This window comes from Streptomyces sp. NPDC013187 (genome assembly GCF_042899705.1).
Lineage (GTDB): Bacteria > Actinomycetota > Actinomycetes > Streptomycetales > Streptomycetaceae > Streptomyces > Streptomyces hawaiiensis_A.
Map to the genome: position 1 here is coordinate 37,214 of NZ_JBIBAF010000020.1, position 19,848 is coordinate 57,061.

23 protein-coding genes and 1 pseudogene are annotated in these 19,848 nt (G+C 70.6%); 11 read left to right on the top strand and 13 right to left on the bottom strand.

Translation table 11 applies throughout. From position 1 onward, the window contains the following. Positions 1–88: 88 nt before the first annotated feature. From ACFY5B_RS33895 to ACFY5B_RS33905, 3 genes are all read right to left on the bottom strand, one after another. Positions 89–553, bottom strand: coding sequence for a hypothetical protein (locus ACFY5B_RS33895; protein WP_389977169.1), 465 nt, complete (start codon positions 551–553; stop codon positions 89–91). Positions 554–651: 98 nt separating this feature from the next. Beyond that, positions 652–1,494 (bottom strand): NAD(P)H-binding protein, encoded by an 843-nt coding sequence (locus tag ACFY5B_RS33900; protein WP_389977172.1) that lies wholly within the window; start codon positions 1,492–1,494, stop codon positions 652–654. A 74-nt stretch (positions 1,495–1,568) separates the two neighbouring features. Further along, entirely contained in the window at positions 1,569–2,021 is a 453-nt protein-coding gene (locus ACFY5B_RS33905) for a nuclear transport factor 2 family protein (protein ID WP_389977175.1), read from the bottom strand. A gap of 134 nt (positions 2,022–2,155) precedes the next feature. Here ACFY5B_RS33905 and ACFY5B_RS33910 point away from each other — a divergent pair, with 134 nt between their 5' ends. After that, positions 2,156–3,046 (top strand): LysR family transcriptional regulator, encoded by an 891-nt coding sequence (locus tag ACFY5B_RS33910; protein WP_389977178.1) that lies wholly within the window; start codon positions 2,156–2,158, stop codon positions 3,044–3,046. Positions 3,047–3,080: 34 nt separating this feature from the next. Further along, complete coding sequence (locus ACFY5B_RS33915) at positions 3,081–3,311, top strand: VOC family protein (RefSeq protein ID WP_389977181.1); 231 nt, start codon at positions 3,081–3,083, stop codon at positions 3,309–3,311. Between the two features lie 54 nt (positions 3,312–3,365). Here ACFY5B_RS33915 and ACFY5B_RS33920 read toward each other — a convergent pair whose 3' ends face one another. After that, positions 3,366–4,724, bottom strand: a complete 1,359-nt coding sequence (locus ACFY5B_RS33920; protein ID WP_389977184.1) for a lipase family protein — start codon at positions 4,722–4,724, stop codon at positions 3,366–3,368. 423 nt (positions 4,725–5,147) lie between these two features. Here ACFY5B_RS33920 and ACFY5B_RS33925 point away from each other — a divergent pair, with 423 nt between their 5' ends. Further along, positions 5,148–5,423: a ribosomal protein L7/L12 gene (locus ACFY5B_RS33925; protein WP_389977187.1), complete on the top strand. Its 276-nt coding sequence runs from the start codon at positions 5,148–5,150 to the stop codon at positions 5,421–5,423. Positions 5,424–5,684: 261 nt separating this feature from the next. On the opposite strand, the gene ACFY5B_RS33930 is transcribed toward ACFY5B_RS33925, so the two are convergent. Then, entirely contained in the window at positions 5,685–6,056 is a 372-nt protein-coding gene (locus tag ACFY5B_RS33930) for a GIY-YIG nuclease family protein (RefSeq protein ID WP_389977190.1), read from the bottom strand. A 269-nt stretch (positions 6,057–6,325) separates the two neighbouring features. Between ACFY5B_RS33930 and ACFY5B_RS33935 the strand changes: the two genes are divergently transcribed. The 3 genes and pseudogenes from ACFY5B_RS33935 (at position 6,326) to ACFY5B_RS33945 (ending at position 8,495) form a co-directional block, all read left to right on the top strand. Further along, complete coding sequence (locus ACFY5B_RS33935) at positions 6,326–6,880, top strand: hypothetical protein (protein WP_389977193.1); 555 nt, start codon at positions 6,326–6,328, stop codon at positions 6,878–6,880. 137 nt (positions 6,881–7,017) lie between these two features. Next, positions 7,018–7,743: pseudogene (locus ACFY5B_RS33940) on the top strand (tyrosine-type recombinase/integrase); the annotation flags it as partial. A 584-nt stretch (positions 7,744–8,327) separates the two neighbouring features. Further along, entirely contained in the window at positions 8,328–8,495 is a 168-nt protein-coding gene (locus tag ACFY5B_RS33945; protein WP_389977196.1) for a hypothetical protein, read from the top strand. Between the two features lie 86 nt (positions 8,496–8,581). On the opposite strand, the gene ACFY5B_RS33950 is transcribed toward ACFY5B_RS33945, so the two are convergent. Next, the gene (locus tag ACFY5B_RS33950; protein ID WP_389977199.1) at positions 8,582–9,343 is read right to left on the bottom strand and encodes a phosphoglyceromutase; all 762 of its coding nucleotides are present in this window, start codon (positions 9,341–9,343) and stop codon (positions 8,582–8,584) included. A gap of 169 nt (positions 9,344–9,512) precedes the next feature. Between ACFY5B_RS33950 and ACFY5B_RS33955 the strand changes: the two genes are divergently transcribed. Beyond that, the gene (locus ACFY5B_RS33955; protein WP_389977202.1) at positions 9,513–10,781 is read left to right on the top strand and encodes an MDR family MFS transporter; all 1,269 of its coding nucleotides are present in this window, start codon (positions 9,513–9,515) and stop codon (positions 10,779–10,781) included. Between the two features lie 108 nt (positions 10,782–10,889). Here the strand turns inward: ACFY5B_RS33955 and ACFY5B_RS33960 are convergent, their stop codons facing one another. The 3 genes from ACFY5B_RS33960 to ACFY5B_RS33970 form a co-directional block, all read right to left on the bottom strand. Then, positions 10,890–11,474, bottom strand: a complete 585-nt coding sequence (locus ACFY5B_RS33960; protein WP_389977205.1) for a GNAT family N-acetyltransferase — start codon at positions 11,472–11,474, stop codon at positions 10,890–10,892. A 300-nt stretch (positions 11,475–11,774) separates the two neighbouring features. Then, on the bottom strand, positions 11,775–12,110 hold the full coding sequence (locus tag ACFY5B_RS33965) for a DUF6233 domain-containing protein (RefSeq protein WP_389977208.1): 336 nt from the start codon (positions 12,108–12,110) through the stop codon (positions 11,775–11,777). 81 nt (positions 12,111–12,191) lie between these two features. Continuing rightward, on the bottom strand, positions 12,192–12,605 hold the full coding sequence (locus tag ACFY5B_RS33970; protein ID WP_389977211.1) for a hypothetical protein: 414 nt from the start codon (positions 12,603–12,605) through the stop codon (positions 12,192–12,194). A 109-nt stretch (positions 12,606–12,714) separates the two neighbouring features. Here ACFY5B_RS33970 and ACFY5B_RS33975 point away from each other — a divergent pair, with 109 nt between their 5' ends. Continuing rightward, positions 12,715–13,164, top strand: a complete 450-nt coding sequence (locus ACFY5B_RS33975; RefSeq protein WP_389977214.1) for a nuclear transport factor 2 family protein — start codon at positions 12,715–12,717, stop codon at positions 13,162–13,164. A gap of 88 nt (positions 13,165–13,252) precedes the next feature. Here the strand turns inward: ACFY5B_RS33975 and ACFY5B_RS33980 are convergent, their stop codons facing one another. Then, complete coding sequence (locus ACFY5B_RS33980; RefSeq protein WP_389977216.1) at positions 13,253–13,960, bottom strand: hypothetical protein; 708 nt, start codon at positions 13,958–13,960, stop codon at positions 13,253–13,255. 116 nt (positions 13,961–14,076) lie between these two features. Next, positions 14,077–14,502, bottom strand: a complete 426-nt coding sequence (locus ACFY5B_RS33985; RefSeq protein ID WP_389977219.1) for a DUF2000 family protein — start codon at positions 14,500–14,502, stop codon at positions 14,077–14,079. 49 nt (positions 14,503–14,551) lie between these two features. On the opposite strand from ACFY5B_RS33985, the gene ACFY5B_RS33990 reads away from it, so the two are divergent. Further along, complete coding sequence (locus ACFY5B_RS33990) at positions 14,552–15,346, top strand: AraC family transcriptional regulator (RefSeq protein ID WP_389977222.1); 795 nt, start codon at positions 14,552–14,554, stop codon at positions 15,344–15,346. On the opposite strand, the gene ACFY5B_RS33995 is transcribed toward ACFY5B_RS33990, so the two are convergent. Together ACFY5B_RS33995 and mshA are read right to left on the bottom strand one after the other, a co-directional pair. Then, the gene (locus ACFY5B_RS33995) at positions 15,343–15,852 is read right to left on the bottom strand and encodes a YbjN domain-containing protein (protein WP_389977224.1); all 510 of its coding nucleotides are present in this window, start codon (positions 15,850–15,852) and stop codon (positions 15,343–15,345) included. The genes ACFY5B_RS33990 and ACFY5B_RS33995 overlap by 4 nt on opposite strands. Further along, on the bottom strand, positions 15,845–17,182 hold the full coding sequence (mshA, locus tag ACFY5B_RS34000; RefSeq protein ID WP_389977227.1) for a D-inositol-3-phosphate glycosyltransferase: 1,338 nt from the start codon (positions 17,180–17,182) through the stop codon (positions 15,845–15,847). Before mshA ends, ACFY5B_RS33995 begins: the two co-directional genes overlap by 8 nt. Positions 17,183–17,467: 285 nt before the next feature. Between mshA and ACFY5B_RS34005 the strand changes: the two genes are divergently transcribed. After that, on the top strand, positions 17,468–18,286 hold the full coding sequence (locus tag ACFY5B_RS34005) for a class I SAM-dependent methyltransferase (protein WP_389977230.1): 819 nt from the start codon (positions 17,468–17,470) through the stop codon (positions 18,284–18,286). 196 nt (positions 18,287–18,482) lie between these two features. Continuing rightward, positions 18,483–19,571 (top strand): NlpC/P60 family protein, encoded by a 1,089-nt coding sequence (locus tag ACFY5B_RS34010; protein WP_389977233.1) that lies wholly within the window; start codon positions 18,483–18,485, stop codon positions 19,569–19,571. Positions 19,572–19,848: the final 277 nt, after the last annotated feature.

Consider the following 19,848-nt stretch of genomic DNA (forward strand, 5'->3'; position numbering starts at 1 on the left):
GCGTCGTCAACTCCTCCCGTTGCTTTGCGTTCGGGGTGCGCTGCGCCGCCGACGACTTCCGCCGAGACTCCGGACCGGCCGCAGTTTCTCAGAGGTGCCGCTTGGCTGTCCTGACCAGTCGGCTGACGTCGTCTCGGGTCCGTACCCGGGCGTCGTCGAGTTCCGCTCTGCCGTCTGTTTTGGCCAGCGCCGTGACGTCTGCGAGCACGTCCTCCGCGGCCCGGCTCAGCCCCTCGTCCTCGGTGAGCATCTGTACCCGGAACAGTGCCTCTTGAGCGTGGGAGCGTAGATCGTAGGCGCGGATCCGCACCGTGTCGGGATCCTCCGGTGGTGGCTGTTCGTGCTCGCAGAACCAGAGGTGAACCAGGCAACGGCGGTAGTTCACCAATGCGCCGGCGTAGGCGCTGTAGGCGTCGAGTCGTTCTTGTCGCAGCTTCTCCTGACGAGTGAACTGGTGGCCCCTGTCGGCGGTACGCTGCTGGAACGCCAGGGTGATCCCCGAACCGAGCAGGGTTCCCAGGACGGCTATGCCGCTGGCGATAATGGTCTCCACATCCCAAGCTGATCACGCATGGCCGTCCTCCGCTGGGTGTTGCCCGGCGCCGGTGCCATGGACGTCCGGTCGATGAGGTGGCCACGCCACCGGTCGGATCAGCCGCCGAAGGCAGATGTGTTGTCGCGTGCCCAGTCGGCGAAGGTGAGTGCGGGCCGGCCCAGGAGGTCAGCCAGGGTGTCGGTGGTGGGACCCGGGCGGTCGGCGTAGTCGGCCAGGGAGCCGAGCAGCCGGGCGGGGACCTCCTCGGGCAGCCCCTGGGCGAGCATGGCCTGCCGTACATGGTCGGGCGGGAGCTCCTGGAAGGTCAGGTTCCGGCCGATGGCGGCGCCGATGAGCCGTACCTTCTCGATCTGGTCGAGTGACTGCGGGCCGGTCAGTGTGTGGATCGCCTCCCTGTGCGGGCTGCCCCGCAGAGCGCGTACGGCGACCGCCGCGATATCGGCCTCGTGAAGGGGAGAGGTGGCGGCCCGGCCGTACGCGCCACGGACCACGTCACCGGCCCTGATCTGCGGTGCCCAGGCCAGTGCGTTGGCGGCGAAGTCGGCCAGGCGGAGGATCGTCCAGTCCAGGCCCGAGCTCATGACGGCTTCCTCGGCATGCTTGAACCGGGCGGCGAACCGGGCCTCCCCCGCGGGGTACTCCACGGTCGTGGCGGACAGCAGCACCGCCCGCCGTACGCCTTGCCCGGCGGCGAGCCTCAGCAGTTCGCCGAGGCCGGGTCCTACGGCGCGCGGGCTGATCTGCAGCGCTTCCACTCCGTGCAGCGCTGCCTCGATCCACTCGGGACGGAACAGGTCCCCGCGGACGGCCGTCACGCCGTCGGGGAGGCGGGCCTCACCGGTCCCGCGCGTGACCGCGGTGACGGCCGTGCCCTCCTGCAGCAGCTGTTTCATCACCTGACGTCCTACGACGCCGTTGGCTCCGGTAACGAGGATCATGATGGTTGCTCCTTGGCTCGACGCGTGGCGGTGACGAGGTGCGGTTCGGGCGAGGCGCATGCGGGTGGGCGACTTCAGACCACCCGCGCCCGGGGTGCCGGGGAGCCCGCGAGCGGGGACGAGTCCAGGTACTTGACCTCGTAGACGCGTTCGCTGAACTTCCAGCCGTCGGGAGTGCGCTCGTAACGGTCGTGATACAGGGCGTAGTTCAGGTGCGAGCTGCCGTCACGCATCCGCCCGAACTCCTGGACGTACGCACGGCCGGCCGCTGTGCCGCCGTCCAGCCGGATGACGCCCGGATACACGTTCTGCACGAAGAACTCCCAGAGTCCCTGCCCCCGTTCGACGCCCGCGCGGATCTCGTCCCGGCCGACGAACTCCATGCCGACGTGCGGCCACCGCACGATGCCCGCGGGAGTGAACAGCGAAGCGACACGGTCGTAGTCGCGCATCATCACCGCGTCGGTGATCTCGGCGCGCAGCGCCTCGATCTCGACGCGGTCGGCGACGGCCTGCACGTCACTCATCGGTACCCTGCCTTGTCGGTCGGTGGGCCAGACGTGCTCCGCCTGGCCGATCGGGCTGTGTTACGAGCATCAGCGCAGGTCAGCGACCGAACAAGAGGAAATGTGCGAGGCTGTCCATAACTCGGGGGTTATGTATGGAGCTGCGCGACATAGAGATCTTCCTGACCTTGGCCGAGGAACTGCACTTCGGCCGCACCGCCGAGCGGCTCCACGTGTCCCAGGCCCGCGTCAGTCAGGCCATCAGCAGGCAGGAACGTCGCCTCGGCGTCGCCCTGTTCGACCGCACCAGCCGACGGGTGGCCCTGACGCCTGTCGGCCGGCGCCTGCGCGAAGACCTCCAGCAGGCCGTCGACCTCCTCCAGGCAGGGTTGGCCCGCGCCCAGGCGGCCGGCGCCGGGGCGGGCCAGACGCTCAGGCTGGGCGTGTTCGGCCACGCCGGACACGAACTGCGCCCACTCGTCGAGGCGTTCCGCACGCGCCATCCCGGCAGCGACATCCAGTTCGGCGAGATCAGCGGCAGCGATCCGTTCACCGCTCTGCGCACCGGCGAGCACGACGTGCACGTGGTGTGGTTGCCCGTCTCCGAGCCGGATCTCACGGTGGGCCCCACCGTACTGACGGGAGCCCGCGTGCTGGCCGTGGCAGCGGACCATCCACTGGCCGCACGCGGCAGCGCGTCGTTGGAGGACCTCGCCGACAACCGCGTGGTCGACTTGGGTCCGGACGCCCCCGAGTACTGGGTGGCGTCCATGGTCCCCCTGCGCACGCCGCTCGGCCGACGCGTCCCGCGCGGGCCGATCGCGCGGACCTTCCACGAGGTCCTCACCCTGGTCGCCTCCGGAGAGTGCGTCCATCCGCTGGGCGAAGTCGCCGCCCGCTACAACAACCCCCCTGGCATCGTCTTCCTGCCCCTCCCCGACGCCCCAGCCCTCCCATGGGCCCTCGTCTGGCGGTCCACCGCCGACAACCCGACCATCCGCACACTCGCCGAAACGGCCGCGGACCTCGGCCCCATCACGCTGTGACGGTTTGAAGGGGCCCGACCACGACTCTCGTAGCTTGCTCGACGGGGAGACCCCGGTCGGCTTCAACCACTTCGGATTCCACATCGAGGACACGGCGACCACCACCGAGGCCCTGGTGACGGCCGGTACTCCGAAACCGGCCGAACGCTTCACCGACCGCCCTTTCGCCGAGTACCGCGCCATGGATCCGGAGGGCAACTGGTTCGACCTCTCGGAACACGGCTTCGGCGGCCCCCGCCCGCCGTCGGACTCCACCGGCTCCTGAACCGCGACGACCGGAAGGCTCCGCAGGGGTGGGCGGGGCCGCTGGAGGACTCTGTCAGCGCTGGAAGGGCATCGTCGAGCAGTTGGACGTGGCCGGTCTGCCCTCCAGACGGTCGGTGAGCCAGGAGATCGCCGCTCCTTGGTCAGTGATGAGCGGAGCGAGGTGGTTGGTGAGGATCCTGTCGCCGAGGTCGGGCAGGTTGACGGCCGCGTAGGTGACGTTGCCGCCCTTGCGGCACCAGTCCACGGCCAGCCGGCGGGCCTGGGCGTGCGGAACGATGTCGTCCTGGATGCCGGTGGCCACACGGACCGGACCGGCCGGCTTGAGCGTCCCGATGCGCTGCTCGTCGAGGACGGCCCGGGCACGTGGTTCGGCGGCGATGATCTCGGCGACGGACTCGCCGCTGTTCGTCCACGCGCTGCTCCGAGCAAAGCCGTAGCCGATGACGGCCTCGCCGACGCACATGGTCGACGCGTCGGCGAGGGCCTTGCGCCCGGCGTCGTTGAGGTTCGCCTCGGCGACGTCCCGCATGTCGGGGTACGCCTGGACGAAGCCGTTGATCGCCCAGCCCAGGGCAGCGGCCAGAGCGCTCCCGTCGATGCCCTTCATGACGGCGGTCAGGTCGGCGGGTGGCGCGCCCGCGTAGGTGCCCGCCAGATGGACGTCGGGCGCGTAGGCGGGCTGGAGTTCGGCCGCCGAGGCGCTGGCGCCGCCGCCCTCGCTGTACCCGTACAGGCCGACGCGGGAGCCGGCGGTGAGGGACGTGCCGGGAAGAGCGCGCGCCGCGCGGACGGCGTCCAGCACCGCGTGCCCCTCGTCCAGGCGGTTGACGTAGCTGTGCAGACGGTCGGTGGCGCCCAGGCCGACGTAGTCGGTGACGACGACGGCCACCCCGGTGGCGAGGAGACGGTAGATCGCGAGGTTGTCGTAGCCGACGGACAGCGTCTGCCCGCTGACGGTGAGCGGGTGCTGCAGGGCGAACGAGGGCGCGCACTGGTCGCCCTGGCCCATGGTTCCCGAGGCCACCGCCACCAGCGGGCGGGGCCCGTCGCCCTCCCACTGCGCCGACGGCTCGATGTAGGCGCCGGTCACCGCGACGGCCCGGCCGCCGGAGTCGGTGGACTTGTACATCAGCCGGGTCGCGGTGCCCGGCAGGGGCCGGCCGTCGAGGCCGGGCAGCGAGAGCCCCAGGGGGAAGGGTTGCTGCCGGATCAACGCGCCGTTATCGGCGGGCAGTTGGGTGGGCGGGGTGTAGAAGGCCGGGATGCTGACGCCCCGGGACACGACGGGTTCGGCGTCGGTCGCGACGGCATCGGCCGTGGTCGCACCGGCGCAGACGCAGGCCACGGTGGCGAGCGCGGCGGCGGTCAGACGGTTGAAGGTGGAACGCGGACGGCGGCGGTAACGGCTCACAGCTCACTCCTCGCGCTGCTGCGGTGCGTGATTGCGCGAAAAACTAGCACCGGTAGTTACCGCTGGTAACATCGGGAGGGGTCACGTTCCGGTAACTGTTTGCCGAAGCAAGCGCAAGGCGTTTCCCGGAGCACGGGGAGGGCGGCGCGAGGCGGGCACGTGCTCAGCGATCGGTGCGGCGGCCGGCTGGAGGACGCCTCGATGCCGCCACCGATCAGCGGTGCCCCGGACGGCACTGTCTTCGACACCACCAAAACGATGCGACACGACAACGGAAGGCTCGTACGCTCCGAACCGGGGGACCAGGGGGACCGGGGAGGACCAGGAGGACCGGATGACCAGGGAGACCGGGGATGACCAGGGAGACCGGGGAGCCAGGGAGACCGGGGAGGACCAGGGGACCGGGGGGAACCAGGAGGGGCAATGACGGACGAGTACATCTTGCTGGTGTGCGACGACACACCCCATGACGTGCTGCTCACGGACCCTGGTGCACACGTGATGGACGTCGTCCAGGTCGTGCGTCGGCTGACGGGGCTGAGCCTCTGGCGCAGCAAGGTTCTGGTGACGCGGGTTCCTGCCGTCGTTCTCGCCCACGTGCCCGAGGAGGACGCGACGGCAGCCGTCTCAGCCCTCCGCGATGCGGGAGCTCACGCAGAGACGAGGGAGCAGCGGGAGCCGGACTTCCGGAAGCACTGAGCACGACCCGATCACCCGGCTGAGGGCCCGTAGCCGGCCCAGGCCACCGCAAGCCCCCTACCGGGAAATCCGCAAGTAGGGGGCTTGTTCGTACGGGGTTACTTCTTCCCCTGGGTGTTGGCAGGGATCTTGGGGAGCTGGGTTTGCTACTGGTCACGGGCGATGGGATCGGCCGCCTGATAGTCGTCGTTGGTCGTCATCGGCCACTGTCGAGCGGCCTCGTACGGCCTTTGCACGGTCCAGATAACGGCCGGCGGCGGTCTACGAGCTGATGGGCAACTCCCGCGCTCGCTGGCGTGCTCGGGCCCGTAGCTCCTTCAGGCGACTGTGAAACACGTTGTGGCGGTTCTGGTCGAGGTTCAGCGGAAGATCGAGTTGGGAGATGAGTTGCGACTCCGACGTCCACGGTTCGTCTTGCTCGACCCAGCACACCCGCGCGTTGTCCGCCATCCACTGGTTGAGGGCGGCTTCGCCGGCCTTGCCGAAGGTCATCCGCTTGCCGCTGCCTACGCGGCGCAGCTCCAGTCCGAGCAGGCACCCAAGGGTGAGCCGCAGGGTTGAGCCAGCCGCGTTGCCCCGGTAGTGGTAGCGCACCCGCTTGCGCAGGTTCTGGGTGCTGGTCCGGTTGGCCATGTACCGCGGGGCTATTCCGACGTAGAGCAGGCGCCCGGTGTCCAGGTCCGAGTGGGGTGGCTGCTTGAAGTGCCACCCGTAGACCCCTGCCGCCGCCGGTACAGGGCTCGGCCGCACCAAGACCTCTTGCGCCGACCACAATCGGTCTGGACTGACGAGAGCGGCAGCTTCCACGAAGCCTCCAGGCGTTCCATGGCTGATCGCCGCAGGCTACTGGTCGACGCTGACATCTGACATCAGCTTGGGGAGCTTAGGTGTGTGTTCTGAGGATGGCCGGCCCGCTGAACTGCGGTGGAGCGGTGCCGGTGGGCGGTCGGTCGCAGTTCCTCGGTGTTCCCCGTGATTGCGCGCACGATCTGGCACGGGTCTGGCACGACCTCTTCATCCGCTTCTGGCAGTACAGGGCGGTGCCTGCCCGCTACGCTGCGCAGGCTGGGCGTCCACGCGATGGGGGAGGAACAATGAGGATCAAGGACCCGGAGTACCCGGCAGCGGTCGAAGCGGCCGTGGAGATCCTGCGAAAGCGGGCCCAGCAGGGACAAACCATCACGTACGGGGAACTGAGCGCCGAGTTGGCGACGCGAGGCTTCGACTCCATCCCGCCTCATCGCGGAGTCATGACCTACCTGCTCAAGGATGTCTGCCTCCACGGCAACGAGGACGGACGAGGGCCAATGCTCTCGGCGATCGTGGTGAACAAGGCCAGCCGGGAGCCGTCCGACCAGTTCTCCGGCCTTGCCCGAAGCCTGCCCTTCTCCCGGCCGGCTACCTGGGGCTGGCGGGACGAGCAGCAGCAGGTGTTCGCTCAGCACCGCCCGGAATGACGTAGGTCCCCGACACCCGCTGCAAGGAGTTCGATCTCTCGGCCTACCTGGGGCCTTGGCACCGTTGCTCGTTCTCTGCGCTCAACCGCTCGAGGCCGCGCCCTCGTTGATGTCAGCGGGTGATGTCAGGTCGGACGAATCTCCCCCGGACCCCGTGTGCTGCTCGCTCGGTCTGGCCGCCGACCGTGGACAGCAAGCGAGTCGCCCCATGGACGGCAGAGCGGGTCTTCGCCGTCCGGGCCGGCATGCCCGAGCGGTACCAAGCCATGGTCGACCTGGGCGACGGCTGCGGTCTCCGCCTGGGGGAGATCCTTGGCATCGCCGTCGACGCGATCGACTTTGCGGCGGGCACACTCCACGTGGTCCAGCAGCTCAAGCTGAGCCGTAGCAAGCCAGTGTTCGCCCCACCCAAGGGTGGCAAGCTGCGGGACGTGCCGCTGCCCGGTCCGGTCGCTGATGCCCTCCGGGGCCACATGAAGCGGTTCCCGCCGGTGGAGATCACCTTGCCGTGGAAGGTGGCGGACGGGCCTCCCGTGACCAAGCGGCTGCTCTTCACCGGGCCGCGTGGTGGTCATGTCTGGCGGACGTCCCTCAACGAGGAAGTGTGGAAGCGGGCGCTCGCCTCGGCCGGGGTGATCCCCGAGCGGAAGCCGGGCGGGTCCTACGCCGAGTCCCGCGAGAACGGCATGCACGCCCTCCGGCACTTCTACGCCTCGGTGCTCCTGGACGCCGGGGAGAACATCAAGGCCCTCGCCGAGTACCTCGGCCACTCGGACCCGGTCCTGACGCTCCGCGTGTACGCGCACCTCATGCCGTCCAGCCAGGAGCGCACCCGCAAGGCGATCGCTGCCGTGTTCGCATGATGAAGATTCCATGCACCGCACGCGCCCGTCCCTCGTACCCCGCAACATTACCGAAGCTAGTATTCGAAATCGCCACACGTGAATGTTCCACCCGCCGCGACATTGCCGAAGCTAGCATTTGAAATCACCACACGTGAATGTTCCACCCGCCGCGACATTGCCGAAGCTAGCATTTGAAATCACCACACGTGAATGTTCCACCCACCGCAACATTGCTGGGGCAGGTTTTTCGCGCCAGGACGTCCCCCACCTGGCCTCCTGGCCGCCCAGTGGCTGGGTGGGCCCATGGTCGGACGAGGCCGCTCCCGCCTGGCTGGGGCACCTACGAATTTTAGTAGGTGGCGTCATGGGCCCCTGAAGGGCCACTCGTCACGCCAAGATCGTGGCGGTGTGAAACTGGAAGCATACGACTACTCCGACGACTCTGACTGGGGATTTGTTACGTCCTCTATTAGGCCGCTAAAGTCCAACGTGCCGTCGAGAGAAGAAGAGGGGCCGCTCACTGGCATGAGCGGCCCCTCACCCGTCGGCACACGTTATTCACCACTGCTACAGGAGAATCCATGCGTCCTACGGAGAACGTTATGGTCCCACGACCCGGCCTGCGCATCGACCTCGTCCCTCGTGAGCTGCCGCTCGTCCTCATCGGCTTCGGCGGCGCGACCCTTGCCATCTGGGTCGGTGCCGAGACTGTCGCCGTCGTCCCGCTGGCCTTCCTGGTGTCAGTCCGCATGACGCTGCGCCGCATCTAAGCGCGACGGCCCAGGGACGGCCCAGTCCCACCAAAAAGCCCCCGCCCTGCCAGGAAACAGCAGGTCGGGGGCTTACTTGCGTCGGCTTACTTCTTCTTGCCCTGGTTCTTGACCGCCTCGATCGCCGCCGCGGCCGCCTCGGGGTCGAGGTAGGTGCCGCCCGGGTTGAGGGGCTTGAAGTCGGCGTCGAGCTCGTAGGAGAGCGGGATGCCCGTGGGGATGTTGAGGCCCGCGATGTCCGCGTCGGAGATGCCGTCGAGGTGCTTGACCAGGGCGCGGAGCGAGTTGCCGTGGGCCGCGACCAGGACCGTGCGGCCGGTCAGCAGGTCGGGGACGATCGCGTCGAACCAGTACGGCAGCATGCGGACGACGACGTCCTTCAGGCACTCCGTACGCGGGCGCAGCTCCGGCGGGAGGGTCGCGTAGCGCGGGTCGGAGAACTGGGAGTACTCGGCGTCGACGTCCAGCGGCGGGGGCGGGGTGTCGTAGGACCGGCGCCACAGCATGAACTGCTCCTCGCCGAACTCGGCGAGCGTCTGGGCCTTGTCCTTGCCCTGGAGGGCGCCGTAGTGGCGTTCGTTCAGGCGCCAGCTGCGGTGGACCGGGATCCAGAGGCGGTCGGCGGACTCCAGGGAGAGCTGCGCCGTGCGGATGGCGCGCTTCTGGAGGGACGTGTGCACGACGTCGGGGAGCAGGCCGGCGTCCTTGAGCAGCTCGCCGCCGCGCGTCGCCTCCTTCTCGCCCTTCGCGGTGAGGTTGACGTCCACCCAGCCGGTGAACAGGTTCTTCTCGTTCCACTCGCTCTCGCCGTGGCGGAGGAGGATCAGCTTGTACGGTGCGTCGGCCATGCCTCAGAGCGTAATCCACGCTTTCGCCCGTTCGTGTGGCTGCCCGGCAGGCGGACGTTTGACGGGATCTGTTAATTGAGTGGCCCCCGTCAACCACCCGCTTGTAATTTGCGCGTACCGCCAGCGCTGCTTACACGCGCCATTCACGTCTGTTGCCTCCGGGGGGCCCATGCCGTACACCCTGCGTGCCCGACGCGCCGTCCGGGAGACGGTCTCCGGCCTCCCCCGCGCGTTCTGGTGGCTGTGGGCCAGCACGCTCGTCAACCGCCTCGGTGGCTTCGTCGCCACGTTCATGGCGCTGTACCTGACCCTCGACCGCGGATACTCCGCCACGTACGCCGGTCTGGTCGCCGCCCTGCACGGGCTCGGCGGGGTGCTCTCCTCGCTGGGCGGCGGGGTGATGGCGGACCGGCTGGGGCGGCGTCCGACGCTGCTGATCGCACAGGCCTCGACGGCCGTGTCCGTGGCGCTGCTGGGGTTCGTGCACGACCCGGTCGCGATCGCCGGTGTCGCGTTCCTGGTCGGCATGGCGAGCAACGCCTCGCGGCCCGCCGTGCAGGCGATGATGGCCGACATCGTCCGGCCCGAGGACCGGATCCGCGCCTTCTCCCTCAACTACTGGGCCATCAACCTCGGCTTCGCCGTCTCCTCCATGGCCGCCGGATTCATCGCCGAGGTCAGCTACCGCGCCGGATTCCTGATCGAGGCGGGGATGACGCTGGTCTGCGCGATCCTCGTCTTCCTGCGGCTGCCGGAGTCCAAGCCGGCCGAGCGGGTGGTGGCGGCTGGCGCCCGGGACGACTCCGTGAGCCTGGGCACCGTACTGCGCGACGGGCGGTTCATGAGTGTCGTCGGGCTGTCCTTCCTCGTCGCGATGGTCTTCCAGCAGGGGTCGGTGGGGCTGCCGGTGGCCATGGGCGAGGCGGGCTTCTCCCCGGCCGAGTACGGCATGGCCATCGCCGTCAACGGTGTGATGATCGTCGTCCTCCAGATCCCGGTGACCCGGTTCATCGAACACCGGGATCCGCGCCGGCTGCTGGTCGTCTCGTCCGTCCTCGCGGGGTACGGCTTCGCGCTCACCGCCTTCGCGGGGTCCCTGGGCGTCATCGCGCTCACGGTGTGCGTGTGGACCCTGGCGGAGATCGTCAACGCGCCGACGCAGACCAGTCTCGTCGTACGGCTGTCCCCGGTGCACGGGCGCGGGCGCTACCAGGGCATGTACACCATGTCCTGGTCGGTGGCCGCCCTCGTCGCCCCGCTGCTGTCCGGGTTCGTCATCGACCGGTTCGGGGCGGCGTGGCTGTGGGGGCTGTGCGCGGTGGTGGGGACGGTGGCAGGTGTCGGGTACGCCGTGCTGATGCGGAGTCTGCCGGGCGTGGAGAAGGTGGCCGAGCCGTCGGTGGGGGTGCGGCCGCAGCCGGAGGTCGGGGCGGGGTGAGCCCGACCTGCCTTCGGTGCACAGTCGGTGCGGGGTGAGGCGGTCTACGTTGTGACCCTCCGGCCCGTCACATCGGCAGGAGCCGTGCGGGGTCCGCGCGAAGGCCCGTCACATCGGCAGGGAGTACAGCCGCACCCGCCCGGGAGGCCAGTGCGCGTCGTCGCGCAGGGGCGTCACCATCGTGTGCAGCGGCATGGTCACCACGCCGGAGCCGGGTTGTTCGACGAGTACGTCCGTGTCGAGCGGGTGCCATCCGAGGCGCCGGTACAGCGGCACGAGGGGAGGCCTGCAGAACAGGAGCGCGTGCCGGGGACCCTGCGTGCGAGCGTGGTCGAGGGCCGCCGCGAGCACGAGCCGGGCCAGGCCACGGCCCCGTACGTCGGGCGCCACAGCCACTCCGCCGACGCCCATCACCTCGGTCTCCTCACCCTCGACCGCGATCGGCAGTCGCAGCAGACCGGCGTGGGCCACGAGCCGGCCGTCGAGCCGGACGCCGAAGTGCTCCTCCTTGGGGAGCCAGGTCAGACCGGCAGCGGCAACGCCGAAGGGGTCGTCGCCGCTGCCGAGGATCTCGTCCTGTTCGGTCTTCGTGTAGCGGGGGAGCCGAGTGACGGTCGGCGTCCCACAGGGCTCGTTCGCCGACTGGTTCGCGTTCGCGGGCTGGTGCTCGTTCGCCGACTGGTTCGCAGACATACCGGCATGATGATCGAGGGGTGCGCGGCCGGCGCTGGCAGGTCTCCTCCTGGCGGTCGGCAAAGCCCGACCGTCGGTTGGGTCCCGGACGACATCTCCGGGCCGCCCCCGGACAGGCCGGGGATACAAACCATTCCCTCTGGAGCTGGAACCCCCGGAAGCCTGCCGCGCACTGGTGACCCTAAAGCCGGGCACTGACAACGGGCCCGGACGCCGGCGCCCCGCCTCCGACCACGCCGGGCAGGTCGGCCGAAGCGCTCCCGGAACGGCCGTCCACAACGCCCTCCGAAACCGGCCGCACTACCCGTCCACGAACCCGAGCTCCGTGTCCGGCCGGCACTGCGGGCAGGCCTTGACCCCCTCGGCGAGGGCCCGCCGGGCGTGGTCACGGTCGACGCCCTTGCTGCGCCGGCCCGCGTTCCAGCAGCCGCCGACATGGACGTACACCGCCTCCTGGCCGGACAGGCCGTGCTCGATCAGCCAGTCCGGCGCGGGGGGCCGGGCCAGGAGACCGCGTCGGTGTTCGCTCCGGCGGCGTTCCTCGTCCGCTATCCATCGGCGGGTGCGTGCCAGGTCGCGCTCCTGCACGCGCTCCAGGAAGCGGAGCAGCGCGAGCCGCGACTCTGGATCGTTCATGCGTTCGATTCTAGGAGCAGGGGGCTCCTGCGGCACCCACCCCACCCCACCTCCGGCGGCGACACCCCTTCAAGTCGTCCCTCAGGTCGTCAGGCGGCGGCTCAGCCAGACGTACGCGGCCATGGCCAACGAGCCGCGTGCCATGAAGTCGGCCCAGACGGAGAGCAGCAGGGCGGGGTCGTCCGTCCTCAGGACCGCCCAGGTCAGCGCCGACGTGAGGGCGACCGTCACCGCCAGGACGCAGGCGTACGCGGTACCGGCCCCACGGTTCCGGCCGAGCCGGGTGCCCAGCAGCCCGGCGGGGATCTGCACCGCCACGTGGTAACCCACACAGCTCAGCGCGATCGTCAGGAAGATCATGAACGGCGGCACGTCCGCCGATGGGTCGTGGGCCGGGGCCGCCCCGTAGGCGTCCAGGGCCCAGGCCGGTGGCACCAGGAAGGTGAGGAGCAGCACCGCTCCGCTCAGATGCATGGCGGCAAGGTGTGTCTTCACGGTCCCCCCACGGCCCGTCGGTACCGCGCCCCACCTCGGCGTCGGAAGTCCGCAGAGGTTACCTCCGAGGTAATCGACGCTCCCCGCGCGCCCCGGCAAGCTGGGTTCCATGACACCTGCCGACACCGCCGAAGTCACCATGACACCTGCCGACACCGCCGAAGTCACCCGCTCCACCGTCCGGAAGTTCCTCGAACTCCGGCTCGCCGGCGACACCGAGGGGCTGACGGCTCTCTTCGCCGACACCGTCGACTGGATGCTCGCCGAGAACCCCGCCACGCCGTGGATCCGGCCTCGGTCCACCGCCGCCGAATGTGCGGCGCAGGCCGATGAGCTGGCCCGGTACACCGTCCCCGAGGACGCTCGCGCGTCCGTCGACACGTTCCTCGTCGACGGGACGGACGCCGTGCTGATGGGGTATCTCTCCGGGACCGTACGGGCGACCGGCAAGTCCTTCGCGGGGCCCTTCGCGCTGCGGCTCACCGTCGAGGGCGGGCGGATCACCCGGCACCACCTGTACGAGAACAGCGTGTCGATCGCCGCGGCCTGCACGCCCTGACATCCGCACCACGAGCAGCCTTCGGCCGCGGTGCGGCCTGCACGCCGCCCTGACACCCACCGCACGAGTCACCGGGGCCGTGACGACGTCACCCCCTGCCCTCACCCCTCACGACCCGGACGTACTGCCGCCGGTCCTCGTCCCGCACGACCACCCCGAGCGCGAGCAGTTCCCCGCGCAACTCCCGGGCGTCCTCGGCACCGCCCTCCTCCGTGCGGGCCCGGGCGCGCGCCCGCAGCAGGGCGTCCGCGCCCGCGGGCAGGCCGGGAGTGCCGGGGACCCAGCGGCGGAACTCGGCGCGGTGCGGGTCCTCCTCCGCCCATGCGTAGCCGTGTGCGGTGAGGGCGTCCGCGAGGCGCCGCCAGTTCAGGCCGCAGTGCTCCCGCGCCAGTTCGAGGGTGTCCGGGCCGAGCAGGACGAGCTGCTTGCCGTCCCGGAAGAACACGGAGATCTCGTCGCGGGCGAAGTCCTGGACGCTGTCCCGGACGGCCAGGGTCACGTGGGTGTCGCGGACGCGGACGGACAGCGACTCGTGCGCCGCTGTGAAGCCGAGCAGCAGTCCGCCGAGCAGGCCGACCGCTGTCGTACCGAGGGTGAGGGCGGGTTCCGGGACCGATGTGAGCAGTTCGGCCGGGCCTTCGAGCGGCGCCCACGGCAGGGCGAGCAGCAGGCGGGCGAGGAGCGGGAGCAGCGCGCCGGCCACGGCACCGCAGGCGACGCAGAAGAGCACGATGGCCCAGGCCGATTCGGCGAGTTCCGTCGCCCTGCCGGCCTGCGGGCGGGGGCTCTTCCGCATGGGAACGTTCCTGGCTTCCTCCATACGGCCAGTCTCCTGAGCAGCCGTCCGCCCTGTCGTCAGCCGTTGGTCTACGGCCCCGCGACTTTGGTCGCCCGCCGGCCCGCCTCCCCGGCTCACGGGTGCATCCGCGCCCCCTTCACCACCTTGTCCACCGCGTTCTTCGGGCCGTGGACCGCGAGCCCCACGAGGTCCAGTTGAGCGGTCGGCACGGCCCGCACGGCGGCGCGGTTGTCGCGGTCGTTGCCGGTGGCGAAGAGGTCGGAGGTGAAGATCGCGCGGGGCAGGGCGCGGGAGAGGGCACGGGTGTGGGCGGTGGTCAGGGTTTCCTTCGTGGCCTCGAAGACCATGACCGGCTGGCGGAACATGGGGAGGTAGGGCACGCCGTCCGCGTCCTCGTACGGTTCGCCGATCACCTCGGGAATCTGTGTTCCGAGGCCGCTGACCAGGAACGATGTCACATTGAGGCGCTGCCAGGGCTCCAGGTCCGCGCGCAGCAGTACGGCGATCTTCGTGTCGAAGCGGATCGGTTCGGTGTTCATGGTCCGAGCGTGCCCGCCGGCCCCCGCCGGGGTCTTGTACGTTCTTTGCATGGCCTCCGAGTCCTCCCGGATCGTCTCCGCCTGGCGGCCCGCCGTCGAGGGTGTCGTCGAGGTCTTCCACGCGCGGTTCACCGAGTACGCGTATCCGATGCACGTCCACGACTCCTGGACGCTGCTGATCGTCGACACCGGCGCCGTGCGGTACGACCTCGACCGGCACGAGCACGGCACCCCGCACGACACCGTGACGCTGCTGCCGCCGCACGTGCCGCACAACGGCTCCCCCGTCACCGCCGAGGGCTTCCGCAAGCGGGTGCTGTACCTCGACGGGACGTACCTCGGGGACGAGTTCATCGGGGCCGCCGTCGACCGGCCCGATCTGCGTGATCCGCTGCTGCGGCGGCGGGTGGGCCAGGTGCACGGCGCGCTGGGGCGGCCCGGTGAGGAACTGGAGGCCGAGAGCAGGCTGTTGTTCATCGGGGAGCGGTTGCGCGGGCATCTGCGGAACGAGTCCGCTTCCGCTCGGCCGGCCGATCCCGTGCTCGCCCGGCGGCTGCGCGAGTTGCTCGACGAGCGGATCGTCGAGGGCGTCGTCCTGCGCGAGGCGGCGGGGCTGCTCGGCGCCCATCCGGCCCATCTGGTCCGGGCGTTCAGCACGGCCTACGGCATCGCCCCGCACCAGTACCTGACGTCCCTGCGTGTGGGGCGCGCCCGGCGGCTGCTTCTGGAGGGGCGCTCTCCGGGCGAGGTGGCGGTGGCGGCCGGTTTCTACGACCAGTCGCACCTCACCCGGCACTTCCGGAAGCTGGTTGGGGTGCCGCCGGGGCGTTACCGGGCCGGTTAGCGTTCGGGGCGCTGCGTGAGGTGGGCGAACGCGTCCAGGTTGCGGGTCGATTCACCCCGCGAGACCCGCCACTCGTACTCCTTGCGGATCGCCGAGGCGAAGCCCAGCTCCAGCAGGGTGTTGAAGGCGCCGTCGGAGGCCTCCAGGACCTGGCCGAGCAGGCGGTCGAGCTCGTCGGGGGTGACGGAGGGCAGGGCGAGGCGGCCGGTGACGTAGACGTCGCCGTGCTGGTCGACGGCGTAACTCACGCCGTAGAGCTTGAGGTTGCGCTCCAGGAGCCAGCGGTGGACGCCCTGTTCGTTCTCGTCGGGGTGGCGGATGACGAAGGCGTTCAGCGACAGGGAGTGGCGGCCGACGAGCAGGGAGAGCGTCGTCTTCAGCTTGCGGGTGCCGGGGAGCTGCGCGACGTACGTGCCGGGCCGGGGACTCTCCCACTCCAGGTCGGCGTCCTTGAGCACTCCCTCGATGACCTGTGCCGCACGCTGTTCCTGATCGGTTTCACCCATGCAGCGAGCGTACGCGACGGCGGTGCGCCTGCATCGCGGCCGTATAGACGTCCGCCGTGGCGGCGGCCGCCGTGTCCCAGCCGAAGGACTGGGCATGGCGGGCGGCCTGGTCGCCCAGCCGGGGCGCCAGCTGCGGGTCGTCGGCGAAGTCGCGCAGCACGCGCGCGTAGTCGGCCGGGTCGTGGCCGCGGACGAGGAAGCCGGTGTGCCCGTCGCGCACCGCGATCGGCAGGCCGCCGACCGACGCCGCGAGCACCGGGGTGCCGGCCGCCTGCGCCTCTATGGCGACCAGGCCGAAGGACTCGCTGTAGGAGGGCATGACCAGTACGGAGGCGGCGCGGAACCAGTCCGCCAGCTGTTCCTGGCCGACCGGCGGGCGGAACCGCACGACGTCCGCGATGCCCAGGCGGGCGGCCAGTTTCTGCAGGCCCTCGGGCTTGGCGAGGCCGCTGCCGGAGGGTCCGCCGACGACGGGCACGAGGATGCGCGAGCGCAGTTCGGGGCGCTCGTCGAGGAGGACGGCGACGGCGCGCAGCAGCACGTCGGGGGCCTTCAGCGGCTGGATGCGGCCGGCGAAGAGCGGGATGAGCGCGTCCTGGGGCAGGCCGAGGCGGGCCCGGGCGGCGGCGCGGCCGTCGGCGGGCGAGAAGCGGCTGAGGTTCACACCGGGGTGGACCACGGCGACCTTGTCGGTGTCGGCCGCGTAATGCCGTACGAGTTCGTCGGCCTCTTCGGTGGTGTTGGCGATGAGGCGGTCGGCGGCGGACACGATCTGGGTCTCGCCGATGACGCGGGCGGCCGGTTCGGGGGTGTCGCCGTCGGCCAGGTTGGCGTTCTTGACCTTGGCCATGGTGTGCATGGCGTGCACCAGGGGGACGCCCCAGCGCTGGGCGGCGAGCCAGCCGACGTGTCCGGAGAGCCAGTAGTGGGAGTGGACCAGGTCGTAGTGACCGGGGCGGTGATGGGCCCAGGCGTGCATCACGCCGTGGGTGAAGGCGCACAGCTGGGCGGGGAGGTCCTCCTTGTTGAGGCCCTCGTAGGGGCCGGCGTCGACGTGCCGGACGAGGACGCCGGGGGCCAGCTCGACCGTCGGCGGGAGGGCGGCGGCGGTCGCGCGCGTGAAGATCTCGACCTCGATGCCGTGCGCGGCGAGGCGCTGGGCGAGCTCGACGATGTAGACGTTCATGCCGCCGGCGTCGCCGGTGCCCGGCTGGTGGAGCGGGGAGGTGTGCACGGAGAGCATGGCGACGCGGCGGGGCCTGCGATGCAGCCGCAGCCGGGTCGGCGACGACGCGGAGCGCCGGCCGAGCCTGCCGATGTACTGGCTCACGTGGCGTTCCTCCTCGCTCCGGGCATGCCTTCGCAGGGCGCACGGTGCCCTCCGACGGGGTCCAACACCGGAGCGAGGTGCTCCATTTCCCGATTCGGCAGTTTTACCGAATCATTACCGCTTGTCGCTCAACCGTTCGAGGGTGGAGGCGCCCTGGCCTCAGCGGTCACCGGAGTACGACCAGGGCGGGTGGCGACCTCACCGTCCTCCGCTCCTGGCTCCCCACCCGCTGGCGGCGGCACCTCGCCCCCTGACCGGCACCGGGAGCCGCTTAACCTCGTAGGCATGACACCCCGCGCCGCCACCCGCCCCCTCGGCACGGTGACGCGCGGGACGACCAACCCCAACCGGCTGCGCCGCATGGACCGCTGGATCGCGGCCACGCACGGCGCCGAGCTGCGCCGCGCCGCCGACCCGGTGGCGGTCGACCTCGGGTACGGCGCCGCCCCCTGGACGGCCGTCGAACTGCTGCAGCGGCTGCGTACGGCCGCGCCACGCGCGCGCGTGGTCGGCGTCGAGATCGACCCGGCCCGGGTCGCGGCGGCGCTGCCCTACGAGCGGGCGGGGCTCGCCTTCCGGCACGGCGGCTTCGAGATCCCGATCCCGCAGCGGCCCCTGCTCGTCCGCGCGGCGAACGTGCTGCGGCAGTACGAGGAGGGCGAGGTCGCGGCCGTGTGGCGGCGGCTGTGCGCGCGGCTCGCACCGGCCGACCCGGCGACCGGCTCGCACGGCGGGCTGCTGGTCGAGGGGACCTGCGACGAGATCGGGCGCCGGCACGTGTGGGTCGCGCTCGGCCCGGAGGGACCGCGCACGGTCACCTTCGCGACCCGGCTGGGCTCCCTGGAGCGCCCCTCCGACCTGGCGGAGCGCCTGCCGAAGGCGCTCATCCACCGCAACGTCCCGGGCGAGCCGGTGCACGCCTTCCTGCGCGACTTCGACCGCGCCTGGGCGGCCGCCGCGCCCTACGCCTCCTACGGCGCCCGGCAGCGCTGGATCCGCGCGGTACGGGACCTGACCGCCGACTGGCCGGTGGCGGACGGACCGGCGCGCTGGCGGCAGGGCGAAGTGACGGTGCGCTGGGAGGCTTTGGCCCCGGGCGCCTGATCGCGTCCGCCCCGACAGGGCCCGTCGGAACGATCTCTTTGAGTCGTTCGTCACACAGACGGGGAGATCGTCATGCCGGGGCATACCGGCACGCGAGTGGCGGGAAGTACTACCTCTGTCGCTTTCCGAGCCGACGTGGCAGCATCCCCAGGCGAACCACAAGTTACTGATGGTTAATCAGTTTGGGGGCTGAGGTATGGGAACGGGCAAGCGTGGCCTGATGGCGACCGCGGTGGCCGTGGTCTGCGCGGTCACGGTGCTGGCGGCACCGGGCACGGCGTTCGCGAACCCCACCCCCTCACCCACCCCAGGTACGGGCGCGGCAAGCGCACCCGCCAAGGACCTCGAGGCCGTCCGCAAGAAGCTCGACACGCTCTATCGCGCCGCGGGCCGCGCCACCGACGAGTACAACGCCGCCGACGAGAAGGCGGACAAGCAGTCCGCCGAAGTCGTCGAGCTGGCCAAGAAGATCGTCAAGGGCCAGGAGAAGCTCAGGAAGCTCAAGGACCGCGCGGGCGCCGCGGCCGCCGCCCAGTACCGCGGGGGCGGACTGCCGCCCGAGGCCCATCTGGTGCTGAGCGACGACCCGCAGGACTTCCTCGACGGCGCGGGCCGGGTCCGCGAGGGCCACCACGCGACCAAGGGCCTCCTCGGCGAACTGACCCGCACCCAGGAGGACTTGGAGCAGTACGCCAAGGATGCCGCCGCGCAGCTGAAGAAGCTGGAGGCGGGCCGCAAGGCCAAGGCCGCCGCGCAGAAGAAGATCGAGAAGCAGATCGCGCAGGCGGAGAAGCTCGAGTCCGAGCTGCAGAAGGAGGAGCAGGAGCGCCTCGCCGAGCTGGAGAAGGAGGCCGCGAACAGGGCGCAGACCGCCTGGCTCGACTCCGGCATCCTGGAAGAGGTCGACGGCAAGGCCTCCGAGCAGGGCAAACAGGCCGTGAAGTACGCCACGGCCCAGATCGGCAAGCCGTACCAGTGGGGCGCCGAGGGCCCCAGGACCTACGACTGCTCGGGGCTGACGTCACAGGCCTGGCTGTCCGCCGGGCGCGGCATCCCACGCACCTCGCAGGAGCAGTGGAAGCGGCTGCGGCACATCGACATCCAGGACATGCGCCCCGGCGACCTCATCATCTACTTCGACGACGCCAGCCATGTCGCCATGTACATCGGCGACGGGGCGATCGTGCACGCGCCGCGCCCCGGGCGGACCGTGACGATCGCGGGCGCCGGAACCATGCCCATCCTCGGCGTGGTGCGGCCGGACGCCGGCACGGACGCCAACTGAACGCGAACGGCGGCCGGACGGCGGCTGAGGGACGGCTGGGGAACACCCGAAGAGTGGCCGGGGACGTCCGGAGGGCGGACGGGGGACGTCCGAGGGCGGCCGGGGGACGTCCGGAGGGTGGCACGGCCGAACACGTGGGCGCCGCACACCGGATATCGGACATCCGCGGTGACCTGGCCCACGTGACCCACCGCACGCCCCACCACGGGCAAAACCGTGCGCTGACGTGACGTTCGTCATCCCCGCAGCATCTCCGAGCTGTCCAACTGCGGGGCAT